Source organism: Agarivorans sp. MS3-6, from assembly GCF_054112545.1.
Window position 1 is genome coordinate 1,440,534 of the sequence record NZ_CM134202.1, and the last position, 21,538, is coordinate 1,462,071.

At 45.3% G+C, this 21,538-nt stretch carries 17 protein-coding genes and 1 pseudogene; 9 read left to right on the plus strand and 9 right to left on the minus strand.

The annotated features are described in order from the left end of the window. The first annotated feature begins 359 nt into the window (after nt 1-359). A complete protein-coding gene (locus ACVFI8_RS06530; protein ID WP_457873404.1) occupies nt 360-3,689 on the plus strand; it encodes an alpha-amylase family glycosyl hydrolase in 3,330 nt (1,109 codons plus the stop codon). Between the two features lie 209 nt (nt 3,690-3,898). Here ACVFI8_RS06530 and ACVFI8_RS06535 read toward each other — a convergent pair whose 3' ends face one another. The 4 genes from ACVFI8_RS06535 to ACVFI8_RS06550 form a co-directional block, all read right to left on the minus strand. Beyond that, nucleotides 3,899-4,189, minus strand: a complete 291-nt coding sequence (locus tag ACVFI8_RS06535) for a putative quinol monooxygenase (RefSeq protein WP_457873405.1) — start codon at nt 4,187-4,189, stop codon at nt 3,899-3,901. 56 nt (nt 4,190-4,245) lie between these two features. After that, entirely contained in the window at nt 4,246-4,536 is a 291-nt protein-coding gene (locus tag ACVFI8_RS06540; protein WP_248714254.1) for a putative quinol monooxygenase, read from the minus strand. A 258-nt stretch (nt 4,537-4,794) separates the two neighbouring features. Continuing rightward, on the minus strand, nt 4,795-5,451 hold the full coding sequence (locus tag ACVFI8_RS06545) for an NAD(P)H-dependent oxidoreductase (protein WP_248714253.1): 657 nt from the start codon (nt 5,449-5,451) through the stop codon (nt 4,795-4,797). 60 nt (nt 5,452-5,511) lie between these two features. Continuing rightward, nucleotides 5,512-6,060: a thioredoxin family protein gene (locus tag ACVFI8_RS06550; RefSeq protein ID WP_457873406.1), complete on the minus strand. Its 549-nt coding sequence runs from the start codon at nt 6,058-6,060 to the stop codon at nt 5,512-5,514. A gap of 453 nt (nt 6,061-6,513) precedes the next feature. Between ACVFI8_RS06550 and ACVFI8_RS06555 the strand changes: the two are divergent. The 3 genes and pseudogenes from ACVFI8_RS06555 to ACVFI8_RS06565 form a co-directional block, all read left to right on the plus strand. Then, nucleotides 6,514-6,687 (plus strand): annotated as a pseudogene (locus ACVFI8_RS06555) (helix-turn-helix domain-containing protein); the annotation flags it as partial. Between the two features lie 69 nt (nt 6,688-6,756). Further along, on the plus strand, nt 6,757-7,449 hold the full coding sequence (locus ACVFI8_RS06560; RefSeq protein ID WP_457873811.1) for a substrate binding domain-containing protein: 693 nt from the start codon (nt 6,757-6,759) through the stop codon (nt 7,447-7,449). 95 nt (nt 7,450-7,544) lie between these two features. Further along, complete coding sequence (locus tag ACVFI8_RS06565; protein WP_248714250.1) at nt 7,545-7,886, plus strand: thiamine-binding protein; 342 nt, start codon at nt 7,545-7,547, stop codon at nt 7,884-7,886. A 70-nt stretch (nt 7,887-7,956) separates the two neighbouring features. Here the strand turns inward: ACVFI8_RS06565 and ACVFI8_RS06570 are convergent, their stop codons facing one another. After that, nucleotides 7,957-10,479 carry an MMPL family transporter gene (locus tag ACVFI8_RS06570; protein ID WP_457873407.1) on the minus strand — a complete coding sequence of 841 codons (2,523 nt, stop codon included), beginning with the start codon at nt 10,477-10,479 and terminating at the stop codon, nt 7,957-7,959. Nucleotides 10,480-10,612: 133 nt separating this feature from the next. Further along, a complete protein-coding gene (locus ACVFI8_RS06575) occupies nt 10,613-11,602 on the minus strand; it encodes a LacI family DNA-binding transcriptional regulator (protein WP_457873408.1) in 990 nt (329 codons plus the stop codon). Between the two features lie 361 nt (nt 11,603-11,963). On the opposite strand from ACVFI8_RS06575, the gene ACVFI8_RS06580 reads away from it, so the two are divergent. The 5 genes from ACVFI8_RS06580 to ACVFI8_RS06600 are packed head-to-tail and all read left to right on the plus strand — an operon-like array spanning nt 11,964 to nt 17,734. Beyond that, nucleotides 11,964-13,016 (plus strand): sugar phosphate isomerase/epimerase family protein, encoded by a 1,053-nt coding sequence (locus ACVFI8_RS06580; protein ID WP_248714247.1) that lies wholly within the window; start codon nt 11,964-11,966, stop codon nt 13,014-13,016. Nucleotides 13,017-13,026: 10 nt separating this feature from the next. Further along, nucleotides 13,027-14,196 carry a Gfo/Idh/MocA family protein gene (locus tag ACVFI8_RS06585; protein WP_457873409.1) on the plus strand — a complete coding sequence of 390 codons (1,170 nt, stop codon included), beginning with the start codon at nt 13,027-13,029 and terminating at the stop codon, nt 14,194-14,196. Next, a complete protein-coding gene (locus ACVFI8_RS06590; protein WP_457873410.1) occupies nt 14,183-15,721 on the plus strand; it encodes a sugar ABC transporter ATP-binding protein in 1,539 nt (512 codons plus the stop codon). The genes ACVFI8_RS06585 and ACVFI8_RS06590 overlap by 14 nt, the downstream gene beginning before the upstream one ends. After that, nucleotides 15,718-16,722, plus strand: coding sequence for an ABC transporter permease (locus ACVFI8_RS06595; RefSeq protein WP_457873411.1), 1,005 nt, complete (start codon nt 15,718-15,720; stop codon nt 16,720-16,722). The genes ACVFI8_RS06590 and ACVFI8_RS06595 overlap by 4 nt, the downstream gene beginning before the upstream one ends. A 37-nt stretch (nt 16,723-16,759) precedes the next feature. Beyond that, entirely contained in the window at nt 16,760-17,734 is a 975-nt protein-coding gene (locus tag ACVFI8_RS06600) for a substrate-binding domain-containing protein (protein WP_248714243.1), read from the plus strand. 112 nt (nt 17,735-17,846) lie between these two features. Here the strand turns inward: ACVFI8_RS06600 and ACVFI8_RS06605 are convergent, their stop codons facing one another. The 3 genes from ACVFI8_RS06605 to ACVFI8_RS06615 form a co-directional block, all read right to left on the minus strand. Then, complete coding sequence (locus ACVFI8_RS06605) at nt 17,847-18,740, minus strand: transglutaminase domain-containing protein (protein ID WP_457873412.1); 894 nt, start codon at nt 18,738-18,740, stop codon at nt 17,847-17,849. Between the two features lie 144 nt (nt 18,741-18,884). Next, complete coding sequence (locus tag ACVFI8_RS06610; protein ID WP_248714241.1) at nt 18,885-19,574, minus strand: SIMPL domain-containing protein; 690 nt, start codon at nt 19,572-19,574, stop codon at nt 18,885-18,887. 27 nt (nt 19,575-19,601) lie between these two features. Beyond that, nucleotides 19,602-21,533 carry a bifunctional diguanylate cyclase/phosphodiesterase gene (locus ACVFI8_RS06615; protein ID WP_248714240.1) on the minus strand — a complete coding sequence of 644 codons (1,932 nt, stop codon included), beginning with the start codon at nt 21,531-21,533 and terminating at the stop codon, nt 19,602-19,604. Nucleotides 21,534-21,538: the final 5 nt, after the last annotated feature.

Here is a 21,538-nt window from a genome sequence, read left to right on the forward strand (position 1 = left end):
TAAACAGAGTAACGTCACAGGCTTAACTTTTCGGCAAAAACATCAAACCGCCTCTACAGTCGACTATTTAATTCTTCTGGTAAATTAAAATAAACAGCCATTTATATTACCGTGACGCTAAAAACCTTCCGTTTGCCATATATAAGCCAATGAATTATATGACAATAAAAATGAAATCCTTTTCAATCACAAAACCAAGATAAATATTTGATACAACACTCATTTTGCTCGTTTTTTCGACTATTTTTGATTGGACTGGATTAAGGTCGCGCAAGAAATGACCGCAGAGTCATTTTATGTTGGCTAACACGCGCATAGCTTCAGGCTATCGCAAACAAACATTCGAATAAGGAAATGACATGAACAAGGTAGTATTACTTGGTCTGTTAACGGCCTCTCTGTCTGCGCAAGCAGAATGGGAGTTTCGTGGCACACCAAATGGCTGGCAAACCACAGCAATGGAACAGGTGGCTAGCACTCAGTTTCAAACCTGCCAAACTTTCGGTAACAATGATCCTCGTTTCAAAATTGACCGCTGGGGAGACTGGCAAGAAGCCTACCCTAGCGCAGACTACCGCGTATCGGCCGGTAGCTATCAAATTACCTTTTACAGCGACAGCAAAGATATCGATGCAGTTTCAGTCGCGAGCTGTGATACCAACCAATCGCCAACAGCGGTTATCTCACCCGCTAATGCGCAAACGGTTGACCCCGGTACTAGCCTGAGCTTCTCAGCGGCTGGCTCTAGTGACCCAGACGGCAGCATCGCCAGTTATGCTTGGAGCACTGGAGAGACCAGCGAGTCCATCAGCCTAACCGTTGAACAAAGCCAAACCCTAAGCCTGCAAGTCACCGATAACTTAGGTGCTGTTAGTGAACTGGCTAGCGTAGACATCACCGTTACTGGCGAACAGCCCGCTGTATGGTGTTTCCGCGGTACGGCAAACGGTTGGGGACAAACCCCAATGACCTTAGACACGGTGAGCGGCTTATATACCTTAACGCAAGCTTTTGCCGGGGAAGAAAGCCCAGCACGCTTTAAAGTAGCGGCGTGTTCAGACAATGGAAGCTGGGGAGAAAACTACCCAGACCAAGATTTCACCGTTGAAGATAATACTCACTACAGCATTAGTTTTGATGCTTCAAGCAAAGCGGTGAACGCTGAAGTTATCGTGCTTGAAACCAAACCTGAGTTAGCGATTAACCCAGGAAGCAGTGATTTTAGCACCGATACCCTAGCGGTAACCTTAAGCTACAAAGGCGACAACATCACCGACAGTAGCTACTTACTTAGTACCACTGGCGGTACTCAAGGCATCAGCTTTAATAACGGTGATGTGATTAATATTGGTGGTGAATTAGCCATTGGCGAGTCGGTTGAGCTGCAAGTGTATGTTGCCAACAATAAAGGCTCGGTAACGCAAACCTACACCTACAACAAAATTGATGCGCCTGAAACAGGCTTCACCGTTTGGTTAAACGCACCGAGTGACTGGGCGCCGTCTATTCACCATTGGGATGCACTTCCTGCCGGATCTACCGCCGATTCAGCTTGGCCTGGCGATAATATGGATGGCCTAGGTGAAAACTGGTGGGCTTATTCTTTCAACAATAGTGACTCAAGCAAGCTTATCTTTAGCAACCAAGGCAATAGCCAAACCGATGATTTGTTCCGCGACAAAGACGGTTGTTACACGATTAGCACGCAAAGCTGGACCGACAGCTGTGACTTACCAAGCAATGATGCTGAAGTCAGTATTAGCCCAGCACTAAGTACCTTCTGGACTGACCAAGTAAGCATTACCTTGCAAGCCACAGGGGATGAGGTAAATGGTGGACTTTACACTACCGATGGCAGCGACCCGGTAAATGGTATTGCCTTTACCAGTGGTGATAGCATTGATGTGGGCAGTAACTTAGCCGTAGATGAATCTCTAGAGGTCTGTTTATATGCCGCTAATGAATCTAGCAGTGCTAATCAGTGCTTCGTGCTGACTAAAGTAGCGCCACCTACAGCCTCAGATTTCACTTGGGACAACGCCAACGTTTACTTCGTGATTACCGACCGTTTTCACGATGGTAACTCAAGCAATAACAACTCTTATGACCGTCCACGCTATGATGCGACAGGCAAAGATATTGGTACCTTCCATGGTGGTGATATTGCAGGCTTAACCCAAAAATTAAATGAAGGTTACTTTACTGATTTAGGGATTAACGCCATTTGGTTAACCGCCCCTTACGAACAAGCCCACGGCTTTGTTGGTGGTGGTGACGACGGTGACTTTGCACATTACGCTTACCACGGTTACTACGTGCAAGATTACACCAACCTTGACGCGAACATGGGTACACCAGCAGAGTTTAAAGCCTTTGTAGATAAAGCCCACAGCCAAGGTATTCGCGTGGTAATGGACGTGGTAATGAACCACGCCGGTTACAACACCCTAAAAGACATGGATGAGTTTAGCTATGGCTCAGACACTGCGGGTCCAAATTGGACACCAAGCAATGGCGGCAACTGGTTCGGCTACCATGACTTTATTAACTACGATGGCGATGAAAACCTATGGTTGAAATGGTGGGGTAAAGAATGGATACGAGTAGGTTTACCCGGTTACGATGCCTGTGGCGGTGACGACTTAACTAAGTGTTTAGCTTACTTACCAGACTTTAAAACGGAGTCTACTCAAGCGGTAGGTATTCCTCCTTTCTTGGCGAACAAAGCCACCTTTGGTCAAGGTTACTTAAGTGATTACCAAGCACAAGGTAACAAACGGGTGCGTGATTGGATCACTGAATGGCTAGTGCAATACGTAAAAGACTACGGCATTGACGGCTTCCGTGTAGATACCGCTAAACACGTCACCTACGACAACTGGGCGAACTTAAAAGACCAAGCCAGCCTAGCCTTAAATGAATGGCGTCAAAATAACCCTAGCGCCCCAGGTGCAGAGTGGAGTGATGAGTTCTGGGCAACCGCTGAAGTATGGGGCCATGGTGTAGGCCAATCAGACATCCATACAACGGCTAAGTTTGATTCGGTGATTAACTTTAGCTTTAAAAGTGCGATCAACGGCATGATAGACAGCACCGATACGATGCTAAGCCAATTTGCCAGCTACGCTGACCAAGTTAATGGCAGCAGCGATTGGAACGTTCTAAGCTACATTTCAAGCCACGATACCGGTGCCGTGTTCTACAACGGTGATGATACTCGTCAAAAACGTGCTGGTACTGCTTTATTGCTACTACCTGGTGGCGTGCAAGTATTTTACGGTGACGAGCTAGGTCGTGTGAATGGCGATGGTGGCTCAGATGCAGACCAAGGCAGCCGCTCTAGTGTTGATTGGAGCAAAGCCGGTAACGGTGTTCATCAACACTGGCAAAAAGTGGGTCAATTCCGTCGTGATAACCCAGCGGTTGGTGCTGGCCAGCACTTTAACCTAAGTGGTCAATCTAGCGGTAAGGCCTTTGCCCGTACTTGGACTAACCCAATATCAGGCGCAATCAACAACGTAGTCGTGGTCGTAGACGGTTCAGGCACCGTAGACATTAATGTTGATAGCTACTTTGACGATGGCACCAGCGTACGCAACGCTTACGATGGTTCTATTACTACCGTTGCAGGCGGACGCGTAAGCTTCTCTGCCGGTAGCGAAGGGTTGATATTACTCGAAGCTTTATAATCCAACAGCCTTTACTTTAAATAGTTTGCCGCTCAAACCTTTGAGCGGCTTTTTTGTACTTTTTTTCTTAATAATTGTGGTGCATCCCCATTTAGCGAGACTTAAAGCCAAAAGTACCTTTGATGAGCATTATTGCCCAAATGAGGTTAAATCCTTCGGCCCTTACAGGTTATTATCGTTAAATCGAGTTAACTAAAACCACCTAGTTACTAGGCAATTTGGGTCATTTCGTTTAATACAAACTCCGCTACCGCGCCATCAGTGGCCGCCATGTACTCAGCGAGGTGAGTATTAGCCATATGGGTTTGCCAAAGTTCACGTGACTGCCAGTTCTCGTAAAACATAAAATGCGCGGGGTTGCTGTTATCTTGATGCAAATCGTAGTTGATACAGCCTTCTTCGGCGCGGGTTACTTCAATTAGCTTTAATAGCTCGGCTTTTACTAGGTCGATTTTGTCTGCATTTGCTTTGATGTTTGCAACAATAGTTAATGTAGCCATGATAAATCCCTCAATGTTAATCAGTTGTTCAAAAGTTTTACTTTGCTTATTTCTTACTAGGCAATTTGAGTCATTTCGTTTAATACAAACTCCGCTACCGCGCCATCAGTGGCCGCCATGTACTCAGCGAGGTGAGTATTGGCCATATGGGTTTGCCAAAGCTCGCGTGACTGCCAGTTCTCGTAAAACATGAAATGCGCAGGGTTGCTGTTATCTTGATGCAAATCGTAGTTGATACAGCCTTCTTCGGCGCGGGTCACTTCAATTAGCTTTAATAGCTCGGCTTTTACTAGGTCGATTTTGTCTGCATTTGCTTTGATGTTTGCAACAATAGTTAATGTAGTCATGTGCTGTTCCTCTAATATGAATGAATTGCTTGTTTGCGTTGACGGGAGAAATAGTAGCCTTTAGTTATCTCGCTTTAAACAGCCCAATGTTTGAATGATTATCAAATATAAATTGATAATCATGTAGAGGGTAACGAACTGAATCCGGCGACACGAACAATAGAGAAGCAGAAGCTATAAATAAGAAATATGAAGCTAGAAACAAAAAATCATCCCCTCTAAGCCAAGAAGGAATGATTATTACAACAAAGCGGATGACTAAAGTACCTTAACGACTTCTTTGAGAGGCAAGCGTGATTTAGGCAAACTGGCGTTGTAGTCTTCTTGCGGGTGGTGATAACCAATGGCTAGGGCTACCTCGCACTCGTAACCTCCAAGTTCATCTGCAAAGATCTCACTTATCAAAGCACTGTCTACGCCTTCCATGGTAGTGGAATCAATGCCTAAACGGGCCAATACATGCAAGGTATTACCTAAGGCTAAGTAGGTTTGTGATTGCGTCCATTTGGCATTATTACCATTTTCGTCGGTATTTAAATCAACAAAAGCATAAGCCCCAAAAGCTTGCTCGCGATCTTCTGGTTTAGTGCGTCCATCGGCAATGCCTTTATCGACCACCTTGGCGTAATCTTCGCGGCTATATTTGGGGTTATGGGCAAACAAAATAATATGCGAACAAGCTTTAATGTGCGGTTGATTAAACTGAAATTTATTGGCAAAAGTATCGTGCATACGCTGCTTTGCAGCGTCGCTTTCTATCACGATAAACTTCCAAGGCTGAGAGTTAATTGACGAAGCAGACAAGGTCATGGCTTGGTAAATCACATCTAAATCTTGTTGTGGTACGCGCTTTGACGCATCGTAACGTTTAGCAGTATAACGATCGGTTAAATCGGCAATAATAGGGTGTGTCATTCTAAACTCCATTGATTATTTAAAGGCTAATCGATAGCCCTGAACTTAGTTTGTTAAATCTTAATCTCGCCACTTAATAGAACAGCCCATACTTGGGGATTGTTCTTTGGGCCCTTGCCCTGTCGTCGCGATTTGGCGCATCGCGTGAAGCAATTCTGGTACTCGCAAAGCCGAGTCGCCCATACGCGCGTCGTCTAAACGGCCGCGATACTGCAGCTCACCTTGATGATTAAAACCAAAAAAATCAGGCGTACAAATGGCTTTATATTGCTTACCAACACTTTGGTCTTCATCCACCAAATAAGGGAAAGCAAAGCCATGTTGCAGAGCAAAGCGCTGCATATTTTCAGGTGAATCTTGCGCCACCAGCCGATAATCGTTCGACATTACTGCCAGCACGTTAATCCCCTCGTCCATCAGTTGTTTAGTATCTTCAGCTAGGCGGTCGGCAATGCGCTGAACATAAGGGCAATGATTACAAATGAACATAATCAATAGACCGTTCTCCCCCAATTGCTCGCTCATGGTAAAGCTATTGCCAGCGGGATCTTGTAGGGTGAAATTTGGCGCTTTCCAGCCAAAATCGCAAATTGGCGTATCGAGTAACATTGTGTTTCCTTCTTGAAGCAAATTACCTCAGCTCACAGTCACAAAGCTGCAACACTGAATTTGTCTAAACCTCTGTTAAGTCGCTATTACCTTTTTGGCTTCGATGCATCGAGTTGAATAACTCGCCTAAAAAACCATTACGCTACCAGCTTAGTTTATCTAGAATGACTTGCGGACCGATGCACAGTAAAAATGGTCTTACTATGCCTTCACGTTATTGCAGATAACGCTTTAGCTGATGACATACGAGGCAATATGGAAATATAAATTCACTTTTCATAAGCTTAAGGCTCAAGGATATCGATTAGTAATAGCTTCATCGTAATAACTTTCTCTATGACGGCATGCCAAACGCTAAAATCATGTTTTACCCTACTACATCGTCACCTTGCTAAAAACAGTGTAAAATTTGAAAGATTATCAAAATATATTAGATAGTAAGGTGGCAAACTTATGCTATTAGAAGATCTTCAAGTGATCCTTAAGGTGGCTGAGTTTCGCAGCATTACCGCCGCAGCAGCTAATTTAGATATGCGTACCGCCACCGCCAGTGCCGCGGTAAAGCGGGTTGAAAGCGCCTTAGGTGCCGAACTGTTTGTGCGCACCACTCGCCACTTACGATTATCGAGTGCTGGCGAACGGTATATTCCGCAATGCGAACAGGCACTGCTAATGCTTGAGCAAGCCAAGCAAAATATGAAACACGATTTAGACGTTATTGATGGCGAGGTACGCATTGCACTCTCCTCTGACTTAGGCAGAAACGTCATTACTCCTTGGTTAGATGCCTTCATGGACAGCTACCCATTGGTGAGCTTACGCTCTAGCATTAGCGACAGTAACATTGATTTTTACCGCGACTCGGTAGACATGGCGCTGCGTTATGGCTCTCCTACCGATGCTAATGTATATGGCTTCAAAATTTGTAATGCCCCTCGCTTATTGTGTGCCACCCCTGAATACCTAGAAGCAAACGGCACTCCAAAACACCCGCATGATCTGCCCTTACACAATGGCTTGCTTTACCAACTCCATGACGTAGTGCATAACGTGTGGCGCTTTAGCGATGACAACGCCGAACACAAAATCAAGATGAGCAGCAATCGCGCCGCGAACGATGGTGACTTAGTAAGGCGCTGGTGTGTTGCCGGGAAAGGGCTGGCGGTTAAATCTTGCCTGGACATGTCGGCCGACTTACTTAGCGGTAGCTTAGTAAGCGTTATGCCAGAGTTTAAGCCCACTCCTACCGAGCTGTGGTTAATTTGCCCTAGCCGCCAATCAATTACCCCTACGGTGCGCTTACTACGCGATAGTTTTCGCGAACAAACCAGCCAAATACTCCGCCAGTTGGTAGAGAAAGGCATAGTGGATGAAAGTGTGTTGAGTTGAGTTTAGGGCTTAGTGATGTGGTCTACTTAGCGGCAATAAATGCTAATATCGTCGGCCAGAAACATTCATAAGATAATTCATAAGAACATACTACGATGACTACAGATAATCCGGTAATTAAAGACGTATTTGTTGCTTTTCAAATTATACCAAGGCTAAAAGAAGGCAATAATTTTGAAGTGGTTGATAAGGCTATCGCAGTGGTAAAAGCGGCCAATGTGCCTTACCAAGTCGGTGCGATGGAGACAACCATGAAGGGCGAGCTTAATCACTTATTGGAAATAGTAAAAGCCGCTCAGCAAGCCTGTTATGACGCAGGCGCGTTAGAGGTGATTACTAACATCAAAATACATAGTAAAACTGAAGCCGCCACCGATACATTCTGTACCTATGACCGTGGCGTAACAGCGGCAAATCATATGTTTGTCGATAACTAAACGTTTGCTTATCGTGCCAACCTTTAGTGTTGGCACTTAGCGTTAATCACCGCTGCCTACAACCGTGCAACTAGGTCTTTGATTTAAGTTCGACCACCGCCGCGGTATCCATCTTTTTCACGCTAAACAGCAATGCCGGTAAAACAGTTAAACTGTAAAAAAGCAAAAAGCCAATGGCGATGGTTAGCAAGAAGCCAATGCTATACATGCCTCGATGATCCGCCAATAACAAAGAACCAAAAGTCGCCATGGTGGTTAATGAACTCAAAACTGCCGCTCTCGGAGTCGATGATTGAAAAAAGGCTCTCGCCGATCCCACCGAGCGAAAGCGCTCCACAATGTGAATACCATTATCAACACCCAATCCAAAAATTAAGGGGATAACAATAATGTTGGCCATGTTTAAGGCGAGTCCACTCCAGTGGGCTACGGCCATTGTCGATAAGGTCGTCAACAATAACGGAATAAATGTAAGAATAACGTCGCGTTTGTGTTTCAGAGCCAGCAACAAAATTACCGCGATCAATAGTAGTGAGTAACTCACTGCCTGAATAAATGACTTAATGATTATTTTACCCACTTGCTGTTCTGCTACGGGCCTGCCGGTGGCATTTGGCGCCACCTGTTTAACCACCTTGATAAAGCGGTCTAATTGCTGAACATTACGCATATCACCAGAGGGATAAGCCACCACTAACAGGTAGCTGTCATTTTGATAACGTTGGCTAAGCTCCGCTGGAATATCTGCGTAGCTAGGCGTTGGTGCTTGCATTAACCCACTCAAGCTTGCTTGCATCTGCTGTAAGGGGGCAAGTGCTGCTGTATTGATACGGCTATAGATAGTTAATTCATCATTGCCTTGCAGCCAAGGCAAGGTATTTGCCGCTAGTGCGGATTGAGCAACGCTAGAGGCCGCGAGGTTACTCTCTAAAACAGATAAGCTATTCATCGATAAATTTGCAGCTGGAGGCGTGTTCATGCTTTGTGACAACGCCGCCATTTTTTGCTCTCTATTTTTAGGTAAAAATGCGCTAATTGAAATGACATTACTTACTTCAGGTAAGCCTGTTAGTTGAGCCTGCCAAGACTCAGCTTGTGGCAGCGATGTGGCCAACATCATCATTTGGTAACTCGATGTTAAGCCTTGTGTTTGAATTTCTTCGAGTGTTTGAACGGACTCTGCCTTTTCTGATTTCAGTACTAAGGTGGAAAAATCAAACATCATTTTGCTCGCCCCGATGCCAGAAACAACTAAAACCAGTGCCGCTAAACCGACCACCAGTTTGTAGTGCTTAGGCAGCCAAAAGGCACTATCGCCAAGATCATTAGATTGGCGAACGGCTTTACGCCTCGGGTAACCAAAAATAAAGAAAAAAGTCGGTATTACGCTAAAGGTGGCCAGTAACCCCATCAGCATTCCCGCCGCAGAGATCACGCCTAACTCTGCTAACCCGGTATATGCGGTAGGATAGAAACCCAAAAAACCGATTGCCGAGGTTAACGCACATAAACTTAGCGGGGTAATCGTGCCGCGAATAGAGGCAATGAGACAGTCCATATTGTTATCGTGCAGTGCTTGCTCTTCGCGCAGCCGCAAGCAAAAATGGATAGCAAAATCGACCCCTAAACCAATAAACATCACCAAAAATACAATCGATATAGTGTTATACGAGCCCACCAACCACAGCCCAAGAGCTAGAGTCCAGCTTAAGCCAATAATCACAGCAAGGTAACTCGCCACAATAATTCGCAGCGAGCGAATACCAAAGCCCAGCACGACCACTAACCCAATAAATGACATAACTCCAGCCAATTTTACACTGTGGTTGGCATCGTTTATTTCGTCAAAATCTAATGCGGTTTGTCCTGTAATGCGTATTTGTAGCTCTGAGTCATCACTATATGGCTGGATAATTTTATGAGCCGTTTCAATGATAAACCTATTAGGCTCTTTATGATCATGTTGGGGCTCGGCATTTAAGCTAATAATCTGATAGTGAATGTCGCTGCTGTCAGGGAGTAATACCTCAAACCAATCCACCTTTTGCGGTGTGCTAGCCAATTGATTTAACACTTTAATCAGCAATGTAGACGCACGCTGATCGTTAGTCTCAATAGCATGATTAAGTTGCGCCAGTAACTGCATGGCAGCCCGATCCGGCTCTGCTGACATAGCTCCCTTTAACTTGGGCATTACGCTGCGTAAGTTTTCATTAAACGTCTGAAAGTCTTGCGCTGATAAAAACCATAAAGCTTGTTGTTTTAGCCACGGCAAGGTGCTGGGAGAAAATACATCTTTAAACAGAGGATCTGCTGAGAAATCATTTTGTAGTTTCTCTGTGACCTCCTGCACTTGGCGACGGTGAGTACCGGAAACAACCACGACTAAAGCATTCTCTGACTCACCAAACTCTGCAGCCGTTTTTGTTAAGTTGTCTTTCCATGGAGCATCTTGTTGCACCAGGCCATCTAAATCCGAATCAATCACAAAATGGTGCTGACTATAAACAGCGGCGATATAGCTCGCTAAGCCGATAAAAAAAAGTGATAAAACAAAGGGAAGAGCTTGCTTTGAAAAGAAACGATGCTTCACTGTTTAACTTCGTATTGAGAATGAATGTCCGATTATACTGCTGATAGCAGTTGAATGAAAAATGCGTTTCTCCAAAGCCAATAATTAAATCCAGATAATGGCGGTTTATCCTGTTTATTGAGCTAAACGTTCATTACTTACCCGGAGAAGTACAGCTAGCACGCACTAATAATTGGGTAGGTACAATGGTATCTTGATTGACCTTCCCGCCATTTAAAATTTTCATTAAAGTGCTGGCGGCCGCGATACCAATGTCTTCTTGTGGTTGACGAATAGTGGTGAGCTCTGGATTGGTATATTCAGCAAATAATAAGTCATCAAAACCGACAATAGATAACTGCTTAGGCACCTGAATACCTCGCTGAGTTGCTGCTTTCATGGCGCCTAATGCCATCATATCGTTAAAGCAAAATAGTGCGGTCATTGCATAATGCTGATGCAAGCGCATAAAGGCGCTGTAGCCCGATTGAAAACTAAAATCGCCATCTTCAAAAGCGGCTTCATCGAGCTCAATATTGACTTGGTTTAAGCCGTCTTCCACCCCCGCTTTACGATCAACACATATGGGGTTTTCCATGGGGCCGGTAATACAGCCTATTTTAGTGTGGCCAATGTCTAATAGGTAATCTACCGCTCGCTTGGCTGAGTTGCGATTGTCGATACGTACTGTCGGGATCGGAAAGCCCGGAAAATATTCACAAGCCATCACCATTGGGATTTCGGTGCCTTGACGAATTTCCATTGGCAGCTCAGCAGTCAGTGAGATAATCCCATCCGCTTGTTTGCTGCGTACCAAATCCATATAGGCTTTGGCTTGCTCAACTGTATGAATTGAATCCCCTAGCAATACTTTGTAGCCATTTTGTAAGGCCACCTGTTGAATACCACGAACAATGCTAGCAAAAAACATATTGGCAATATCGGGCACAATAACCACGATGGTTTTTGACTCACTACGACGTAAATTACGGGCGATAACATTGGGAGAAAAACCCGACTCAGCCACCGCTAGCTCTACCTTTAACCGCGTTTTTTCCGACACCTTTTCAGGGTTCATCATAGCACGCGACACCGTCGCGGTAGACACGCCAGCCAGCTTGGCAACGTCTTTTATGGTGGGCATAGTGAATCCTTTTTACTCACTCAAGCTTAGCCAGAACGGCTTAAACTCTAAACGAAATGTAACGGATTACATCAAATTTTGTAAAGTACTTTATTTTAAAACACTTAATTCACCTTTTGGCAAAGTGCGCAAAAAATAAACTTTTACAGTGATCACATTTTTGTAACATGCGCTAGATAAAAGGCAAAATATTGTATAAGTTTTATTCAGCTACCAAATAAATGCCATGCAGTGCGGCTTAAAATGCCTCCAGCTCACGATGAGTGCATGGTTTTTTTATACACCTCAATGTAATCGATTACATTTATTCTGTGTATCGAAGACAAATGTGGCTTTATACATCGATAAAAAGGGATTGCTGATGAAAACTCTTCAAGGACCTGCCTTATTTCTGGCTCAGTTTGCCAGCGATGAAGCGCCATTTAATTCTCTAGCATCTATCGCCGCTTGGGCTGCCAGCGTCGGTTATAAAGGTGTGCAAATGCCCAGTTGGGATAAACGCTTATTTGACCTAGAGCGCGCTGCCGAAGACCTCGATTATTGCCAACAAGTATTAGCCTTACTGCAAGGCAATGGCCTTACCCTCACCGAATTATCTACTCACTTACAAGGCCAGCTGGTTGCAGTGCATCCCGCTTACGATGAAATGTTTGATGGCTTTGCGCCTGACTCAGTGCGAGGCAAGCCCCAATTACGCCAACAATGGGCGGTAAATCAAATGATGTTAGCCGCTAAGGCCTCTAAAAACCTTGGCCTTACTGCCCACGCTACGTTTTCTGGTGCGCTACTTTGGCCATACATGTACCCCTGGCCACAGCGCCCACAGGGCCTAGTTGAAACAGGCTTTGCCGAGCTAGCCAAACGCTGGCTACCGATATTAGACGCCTTTGATGAAGCCGGCGTAGATGTGTGTTACGAAATCCACCCAGGGGAAGATTTACATGATGGCGTTAGTTTCGAAATGTTTTTGGATGCAGTTAAGCAGCATCCGCGTTGCAATATCTTGTATGACCCTAGCCATTTTGTTCTACAACAGCTCGATTATTTAGATTTCATTGACCGCTACCACTCGCGGATAAAAATGTTTCACGTTAAAGATGCCGAGTTCAACCCTACTGGCCAACAAGGTGTGTATGGCGGCTACCAAAGCTGGACCGAACGCGCAGGCCGCTTTCGCTCTTTAGGTGACGGCCAAGTAGATTTTGTGGGAATTTTTTCCAAGCTAGCCCAATACGACTTTAGTGGCTGGGCAGTGGTGGAATGGGAGTGTTGTCTTAAACACCCTGAAGCAGGTGCAGCCGAAGGGGCCACATTTGTTGAGCAACACATTATTGAAGTGACCGACAAAGCGTTTGATGATTTTGCCGATAGTGCGGTAGACCAAGCCGCCAACCAGCGCATCTTAGGGCTATAAGGAGAGCATCATGGACAGAATTAAACTTGGCATGGTGGGTGGGGGTAGCGGTGCATTTATTGGCGCGATTCACCGTATTGCCGCGCGCTTAGATAACCAGTTTGAATTAGTGGCAGGCGCGCTGAGCGCCGACCCAGCTCGCGCTCTGCAATCGGCCAAAGATTTAGGCATTGCGAGTGAGCGCAGTTACAGCGATTACGCGCAAATGGCACAACATGAAGCCGCCCGTAAAGATGGAATTGAGGCAGTGAGCATTGTGACTCCTAACCATTTGCACTTTCCCATCGCTAAAGCATTTTTAGCCGCTGGCATTCATGTTATTTGCGATAAACCCATGACCTGCTCATTGCACGAAGCACTAGAGCTAAAAGAGCTGGCCAATAATAGCGGTAAGTTATTTGTGCTTACCCACAATTACAGCGCCTACCCTATGGTTCGTCAAGCTCAGCAAATGGTGAGCGATGGTTTATTGGGCCAGCTGCGTTTGGTACAAGTGGAATACGCCCAAGACTGGCTAACCACAGCAGCCGAAAATACCGGTAACAAACAAGCCGAATGGCGCACCGACCCAAAACGTTCTGGCCCAGCAGGTTGCTTGGGGGATATTGGCACCCATGCCTTTAACCTAGCCGCGTTCATTAGTGGCTTACAGTTAGAGCAGGTAAGCGCCGAACTTAGCACCTTTGTAGATGGTCGAGTATTAGATGACAACGTGCATGCCATGTTGCGCTTTGAACAAGGCGTGCGTGGCATGTTGTGGAGCTCACAAGTCGCACCTGGCAATGAAAACGGCTTACGGATCCGCATTTATGGCAAAGACGGTGGTATCGAGTGGTCACAAGAGCACCCTAATCAGCTGTTGTATAGCCCCTTCTCACAACCTAGCCGAATGCTAAGTCGCGGCGGATATGGTTATCAATCGGAGGCTGAACACCTCGTTCGTACCCCTGCTGGGCACCCTGAAGGTTATCTAGAAGGGTTTGCCAACCTTTACACCGAAACCGCGCAAGCCATTCGAGCGGTACGCAAGGGATCGTCACCTGCTGACATTTTGGCAAACAATTTATTACCCGGTGTAAAACAAGGCGTGGAGGGTTTGCAATTTATCAATGCGATGATCCATTCCTCGCAAAATGACGGTAAATGGACTCGTTTGGAGAACGTGCATGAACTTGCCTGAAGAACCCATCCTTAGCCTAGAGAAAATATCTAAAAGCTTCTCTGGCGTGCAAGTACTGCATGGCATAAGTGTGCAGGTGCTGCCAGGTGAGGTAATGGGCATTCTCGGCGAAAATGGTGCGGGTAAATCAACCCTACTGAAAATTATCTCTGGGATTTATCAGCGTAGCGAAGGCCAAGTCTCGGTGGCGGGTAAAGCGGTTGACATCACTAGCCCAGCAGATGCCAAAGCGTTAGGCATTGCGATGATCCCCCAAGAATTTAACCTCATCGCTAGCTTAAGCGTATTTGAGAATATCTTTCTTGGCCAAGAGCTTAAAGGCAAGGTGCTGTTAAACAAAAAAGCAATGCGCCTGCGCACTAATCAACTGTTGAGCTTATTGGAAACCAGCCTTTCGCCTGATGCACTTATTGAAGAACTCAGCGTGGCTGAAAAACAAATGGTAGAGATAGCTAAGGCCTTGGTGAATGACGCCCGCATTCTGATTATGGACGAGCCCACTACGGTATTAACCAACCAAGAAGTCACCGTGCTATTTACACTTATCGACAAACTTAAAGCCCAAGGCGTAACCATTTTGTTTATCTCTCACAAACTTAAAGAGGTGAAAAAACTGTGCGATCGCCTGATGATCTTGCGCGATGGTGCGCTTATATCAATAGACCAAGTTAGCCAGATTGACGAGCAAGACATGGCGCGAAAAATGGTAGGGAGAGAGCTGAATCAGGTATTCCCGCCCCGCTCTATTGTGCAAAGTAAAGTGGCATTAAAAGTTGAAAACCTCGCTGTGAAAAACTTGCTCAGTGATATTAGCTTTGAAGTGCGCCAAGGCGAAGTATTAGGTTTTGCAGGTTTAATTGGCAGCGGCCGCACCGAAACCGCTGAAGCCATTATGGGTTTACGCCGCCGCCAACACGGAGACATTTATGTTCAGCAACAAGCGGTACAAATCCACAACATTAAAGACGCCGTAAGACATGGCTTGGCCTATTTAAGCGAAGACCGTCAAGGCTGCGGCCTTACTATGAGCTTTAACTTACCCGAAAATATTAGCTTGATTTCACTTAAAAACTATAGCAATGGCTTGATAAATCACGCTAAAACCCGTGAAAAGGCAGAGCAATATGTACGTAAATTCGACATTAAAGCCGCCTCATTAGATACCGAATTACTTTACCTAAGCGGAGGTAATCAACAAAAAGTTTACCTGTCCAAATGGATGGATACTCAACCACAAATTCTGATTTTGGACGAGCCCACCCGCGGGGTAGATGTGAACACTAAAAAAGAAATTTACCACTTTGTTCAAAGCATGACCGAGCAAGGTTTGGCGGTGGTAGTTATTTCTTCAGACATGGAAGAGTTAATTGGGCTCGCTCACCGAGTATTGGTGATGCGTGAAGGTCGCATTCAGGGAGAGTTACATGACCAAGACATTAATGAAGAACAAATCATGTTTTTGGCGGCAGGTTTACAAAACCAGGCAGCGCCGCTATCTGCGTCGTCACAGGATAGCCACCCATGAGTGAGGTTGTAAAAATGGAACAAAAATCTAGCTCATCACCTTCTACTAGCTGGTTGGCCAAGCTACCGAAATTTACCCTATCTAATTGGGCGCCACTGATTGCACTGCTGATTCTGGTTATTCTGTCAGCAATGGCCAGTGAGCACTTCTTAATTCCACGAAACCTTACCAACGTGCTTAGACAAGTGTCTTACACTGGCATCATCGCCTTAGGCATGACCTTTGTCATTATTGCTGGCGGTATTGATTTGTCGGTAGGCTCAATGGTTGCCTTGGTCGGTGTTTTGGTGATTATGCTGCTCAATTACCTTGGCGATGGCTGGATGGCCGTGACCGTGTCAATTGCAGCAGCAATGGCAATGGGTGCAGCCTTTGGAGCAGTAAACGGATTCCTCACCACCAAAGGAAAGATAACCGCCTTTGTGGCAACGTTAGCCACAATGTCTATCTTTCGCTCGCTTACACTCTATATCAGTGATGCCGGCGAGATGGTTTCACAAAACAGTCACTACCCCGATATTGGGGGCGGTTACTTTATGGGGATTCCGATCCCGGTATGGATATTCCTTGGCTTGGCATTTTTGGGGCATGTCATTTTGCGCCACACCGCCTTTGGCCGGCATGTTTGCGCTGTAGGCTCTAACCCTAAGGTAGCCGCTTATTCTGCGATTAACGTGCAGCAAGTTTACTTTCTAACTTTTGTGATTGTCGGATTCACCGTGGGCTTGTCTGCGGTAATGCTGTCATCACGACTTAATTCGGTGAGCCCGGGTGACGCGGGCTTGTTTTACGAACTGGACGCCATTGCCGCGGTTGTGATTGGCGGAACCTCGTTAGCAGGCGGCAAAGGCACACTATGGGGCACCGTTATCGGCGCCATCATTTTAGGCATTATTAATAACATGCTGAACTTAATGGGGGTTTCACCCTATTTACAAGGAACGGTAAAAGGCTTGGTGATTTTGATTGCGGTATTAATGCAATTCAAACGCGATCGTTAAACCTGCACCGACTATTAAAAACAAAGGAGAGTAACTCATGCGTTTATTGCAACACATAGGAAAACTACTACTTGCCGCTACACTGTTCAGTTCAGTTGGCATCAATGCAGCATTAGCAGATACCTTAAAAGTGGGTGTATCCGTTCCCTCAGCAGACCATGGTTGGACCGCCGGGTTATTGTGGTGGGCAGAAAAAGCTGCAGCTGATTTTAAGAAAAGTGAAGACGATATTGAATTTTACGTAGTGGCTGCCAGCTCCGGATCTAAGCAAGTTGGCGATGTGGAAGATTTAATGATTAAAGGCATTGATGCCTTGGTTATCTTGCCGCACAACCCAGCCACTTTACAAAAAGTGATTGAAGAAGCCTACGGCAGCGGTATTTACACAGTAGTGGTAGACCGAGAACTAGAAACACCAGCACAAAACGTGTTTATTGCCGGTGATAATGCAGGGCTTGGCAGTGTTAGTGGTGAATGGTTAGCCAAAGAAATGAATGGCAAAGGCAAAGTGGTGGTGATTGAAGGCATGTCTATTCCAATTAACAAACAACGGGTAGATGCCTTTAATGAGGTGATTGCTAAACACAAAGGCATGACGATTCTGGATAGCCAACCTGCTGATTGGTCTACCCAAAAAGCCCTCGCCGTAATGGAGAATTACTTGCAAAAACACCCTAAAATTGATGCGGTATGGTGCCAAGACGATGATATGTTAAAAGGAGTAATGCAGGCTATTAAAGAGTCAGGTAGAACCGACATTAAAACCGTTTTAGGTGGCGCGGGTGCACAAGACATTATTAACATGGTTGTGGACGGTAACCCTGTGGTGCGTGCTACCGTTACTTACCCACCTAGCATGGTAGCGTCGGGAATCGCTTTAGCCATTACTGGTGCTCGCCACGAAATGCTGGGGAAAATGTACCATAGCGCCCCATCACGCGTAATTTTGGCCGCTGAGTTAGTTGATACCAATAACGCCAAAGATTTTGTGGTAACCGGTGCTGCTTACTAAAGAATAGCCAATGTTAAACTTGAGGCTCACACATTAGGCTGTGAGCCTTTTCTTTGGACATAACCAATTTAACCTCTAACAATGCTCAAATGCTAAAAAGAATTGGCTTTTATTATTGGTAGTGACGCAGCAATTCAGCAATGCTTGGCGCTTGAGACCAACGCCAGTCACTCGGTAAAGCAATAGCGGCTTGTTTATCGCACGCTTGTTGGGCTTTGCTAAAATCTGAGCCATGACTAATGTTGGCTAATTCATCCAGTAGCAGCCATTCTTTGTCATCGGCTATATCGACTAAGTAGCTAGGTAAAATACCCCAACCACAATCCCAGGCCAGTAACTCTATTTGATTGAGGGCGAAAACATCCCTAATAAGGTTACCTTTAATTATTGGCCATCCAGTAAAGTTAAAAATACCAAAGCTACTCGACTCCGCTAGATTAGCACGGCACATTTGCCAAGCGCTTCCGGCGTAAATAAATCGATTATGCGGCACATCTAAAGGGTCAAAATCTATATCTAGTATCTCTTTATGTACCTGATCTAGCTGTGCATCTACCATTACCCAACGCTGTTGCTGCTGATGCCAGTACTCACAAACCCAGTGGTCTTCATATTCTCGCAAACCTAAGTATGTAGCAAAACCACAACGCAAACGCGCGGCGATACCTTGGGTTTGCAGCAACATACACGCCATGATGGAAAAGTCGCGGCACACCCCCACTAATCGCTGATCAGGCGCTTTATTCTCTAGTAGGCTGGTACCACTTCTAGCTTCTAGAATGGTCAGCATTTCACTTATGCTGCGGGCTTGCATTTCAGTAAACTTGCTTTGGAAAGGCTGGTTAATTTGGTATTTATCGAGCCAGTAAGCATGTACTAGGTTGTGCTGAACCAAGTTAACAATGTCAGCCACTGAATCAGGCAGGTTAACTAATTGCGGTTCAAATTGCTGAGGATGAGTCAATTCGCTATAGCAGGAGTATTGATCGAGTGTTTGGTTATTCATAGTGCAATCCATGGCAAAAACTAAAATCATCCTAGTAGATAATTTTAGTTTTTTCAGCCTTTCGCCGTCACTTTACCCCATTGCTATGCAGCAACTGCGTAATAGCTCACTGATTGATGAAACACCGTGAGTATCGCAAGGCATTTACTCTTCTGTTAGCAGCTCAAAGCTAACATCAACACTGTCGTGGTAAGTGAGTTGCGCGGCTTGGTAAGAGCTGCCACCGGTATCTGCCGCCGCCATATTCACTCGCTCAATCTTCATCATTGGTACCGCAGATTGATTGCGATAGTTAATCTCTACCACTGGGCCTAATTGACCATTATAAGCGCTAGCTAACTGCCTAGCCTTAGCATACGAATCGGCGACTGCCATAGCGCGAACTTGTTGTTTGTACTGTTCTTCTTGCGAGCTTTTGTACTGCAGTTGGCGAACTTCATTTACACCACTAAGCATTGCCGCATCAAGCACTTGGGTCAGTTTATCGCTATCGGCCAATTCAACTATAATACTTCGTTGAGCACGGTAACCAACAAATATTCGCTCACGATCTTGATACTTATATTCAGCTTGAATTTGTAATTGACTAGCTTCAAAACGGTCTGACTCACTCAGTAAATTGGCCAAGTTTGATTGGGTCACTGTAACTATTTTATCCACTTGCTGCTTAGCGTCGCTGGCAGTTTTAGACAAACTAGCAGCATGTAAGTCTAGTTGAACCTGATCAGCTGCCACCATTAGTTTTGCTTCACCACTGGTATGCAACATAGCCGACAATGCCGGGGCAGCTGCCAAGCTACCAGCTAACAAGGCAGGTAATAAAAGCTTATTCATCTATACCTCTTCTAAGTTATTGACCAACTATTCAAGTAATTTAAAGCGTTGAGGGGGGGCGATATAACCTTGATAAGCATCTACTGGCAAGGCCGCTAATCGTTCCACCTGTTGTTGATTCTCTACCCGCTGCGCCACCGTCACAATTTGTAGATTTCTCGCTGCACGGCATATTGCACTTAAGAAATGGGCATCGCCATCTTCCGCTAAAGCCTGTGCCGTATAACCATAGTCGATTTTAACGTAATTGGGTTTCACGCGGCTTAGATAGCTTAATGAATGTAGATTACGACCGTATTGATCCACTCCAATTTGAAAACCGAGATCACGCAATACCGCTAAGGCTGCATCTAGTTCTTTATTTTCTTGGAGAAATGCCGTTTCAGGTATCTCAAAGGCCATACGATTAGCGACCGCTTTAAACTGCTGCGCCGCCTCACTTAGCCAAGTTAAAAAGCTAAGTTCACTAATTGCCGACAAGGTTAAGTTAATGGCTAAACTGAGTTGGCTGTTTTCAACTAACGATTTAGCGGCTTGTTCAACCACCATTTGGTCAAACTTAGCGCCCAACCTAAACTGCTCCACAGCCGGCATAAATTGACCTGCCGCGTAGTGCTGAGCATCAACTTCAATCGTCGTAAACAGCTCATGGTGTAACACCTTATCACTATGAATAAAGTTAACTATTTGAGTTTTATAGGCCAGGCTCTGACGACTAATGGTCGCTTCTAACAATAACTTCCACTGGCTACGCGGAATATGCGTATGTTCTACGTCAGCTAAAGTATAAAAGCCCTCTCGCAGCTCACGTGCAGCCTGCAAAGCGTTATCTGCAGCAGTTAACAGTTCACCAATGTTTTCGTCTTTTTGGCGTAATACCAACCCCATCACCATCGGCCGCGGCATGTATTGCTTCCAGGTCGCTAAGCGACCTAGCACATCTTGGTGAATTTGTTGCGCTAACTCTAACAACTGCTGCTGATCGTAACCTTCAGCCAATACCGCGAACTCTAGCTTGCTAATTCGAGCAAACACTAACTGTTGCTGTTGCTGTGTGTAGGCACTAAATAACTCACCAATAGAATGGATAAACTCATCTCTGGCACTAAAACCATCTTGAACATGAATGGCATCAATAATGTCAAAAGATAGTAAAGCCACCCCGCCTACCCCTGACTCAGCTAACCAAGACTTACTCTGATTAATGAAATAAGCGCGGTTGCCTAAGCCCGAGACTGCATCTTGAAAAGCTTGTTGGCGTAACACGCTAGCTTCTTGCACTTGGCTTTCAAATTGCTGAGCAATATTGTCAGACATGTGGTTAATTGCACTCACCACACTGCGTAACTCTTGGGTATGCGGCAGTGGAATAGTTTGACCAAAACTGCGTTGCTCAATTAACTGAGCTTGTTGCTGAATTTGCTCCAGCGGTTTTAATAGGTAACGCAAAGCACGCATCAACAGTAACACTGTTGCTAAATAGCCTACTAAGAACAGTTTGGCTAGATCCACCATGGCATTCCACAACTGCAAATAAGCAAAACCTGAGTGGCCAACTACGGTTAATTGGCCAAGCTGCATCCAGCCACTCGTAAGCACTTGTTGCTGTGAACTTGGCTGGAACAACTCAAACGAAGTAAACCACTCTGGTACACCATCGATAGAACTAGTGTTATGTCGATCAATCAGACTATCATCGCTAAACAACTGCAAACTAATCTGCTGATAGTAGCCACTATCAAACATCGCATTGATCACCGATTCAGCGCCAACCTTATCATCAGCCTGTAAATACGGGCTTAAGGACAAACCTAAAGACGTCGTGGTGTTGTTTACATCTGATAATTGTTGCTCAGATAAATAACTGCGGGTATTGCCGATTTCAATACTAAATACCACAGCTAATAAGCCACCATAGATAAGCAGTACTACAATCAACAACTGGCGATATAAGGTCATAATGT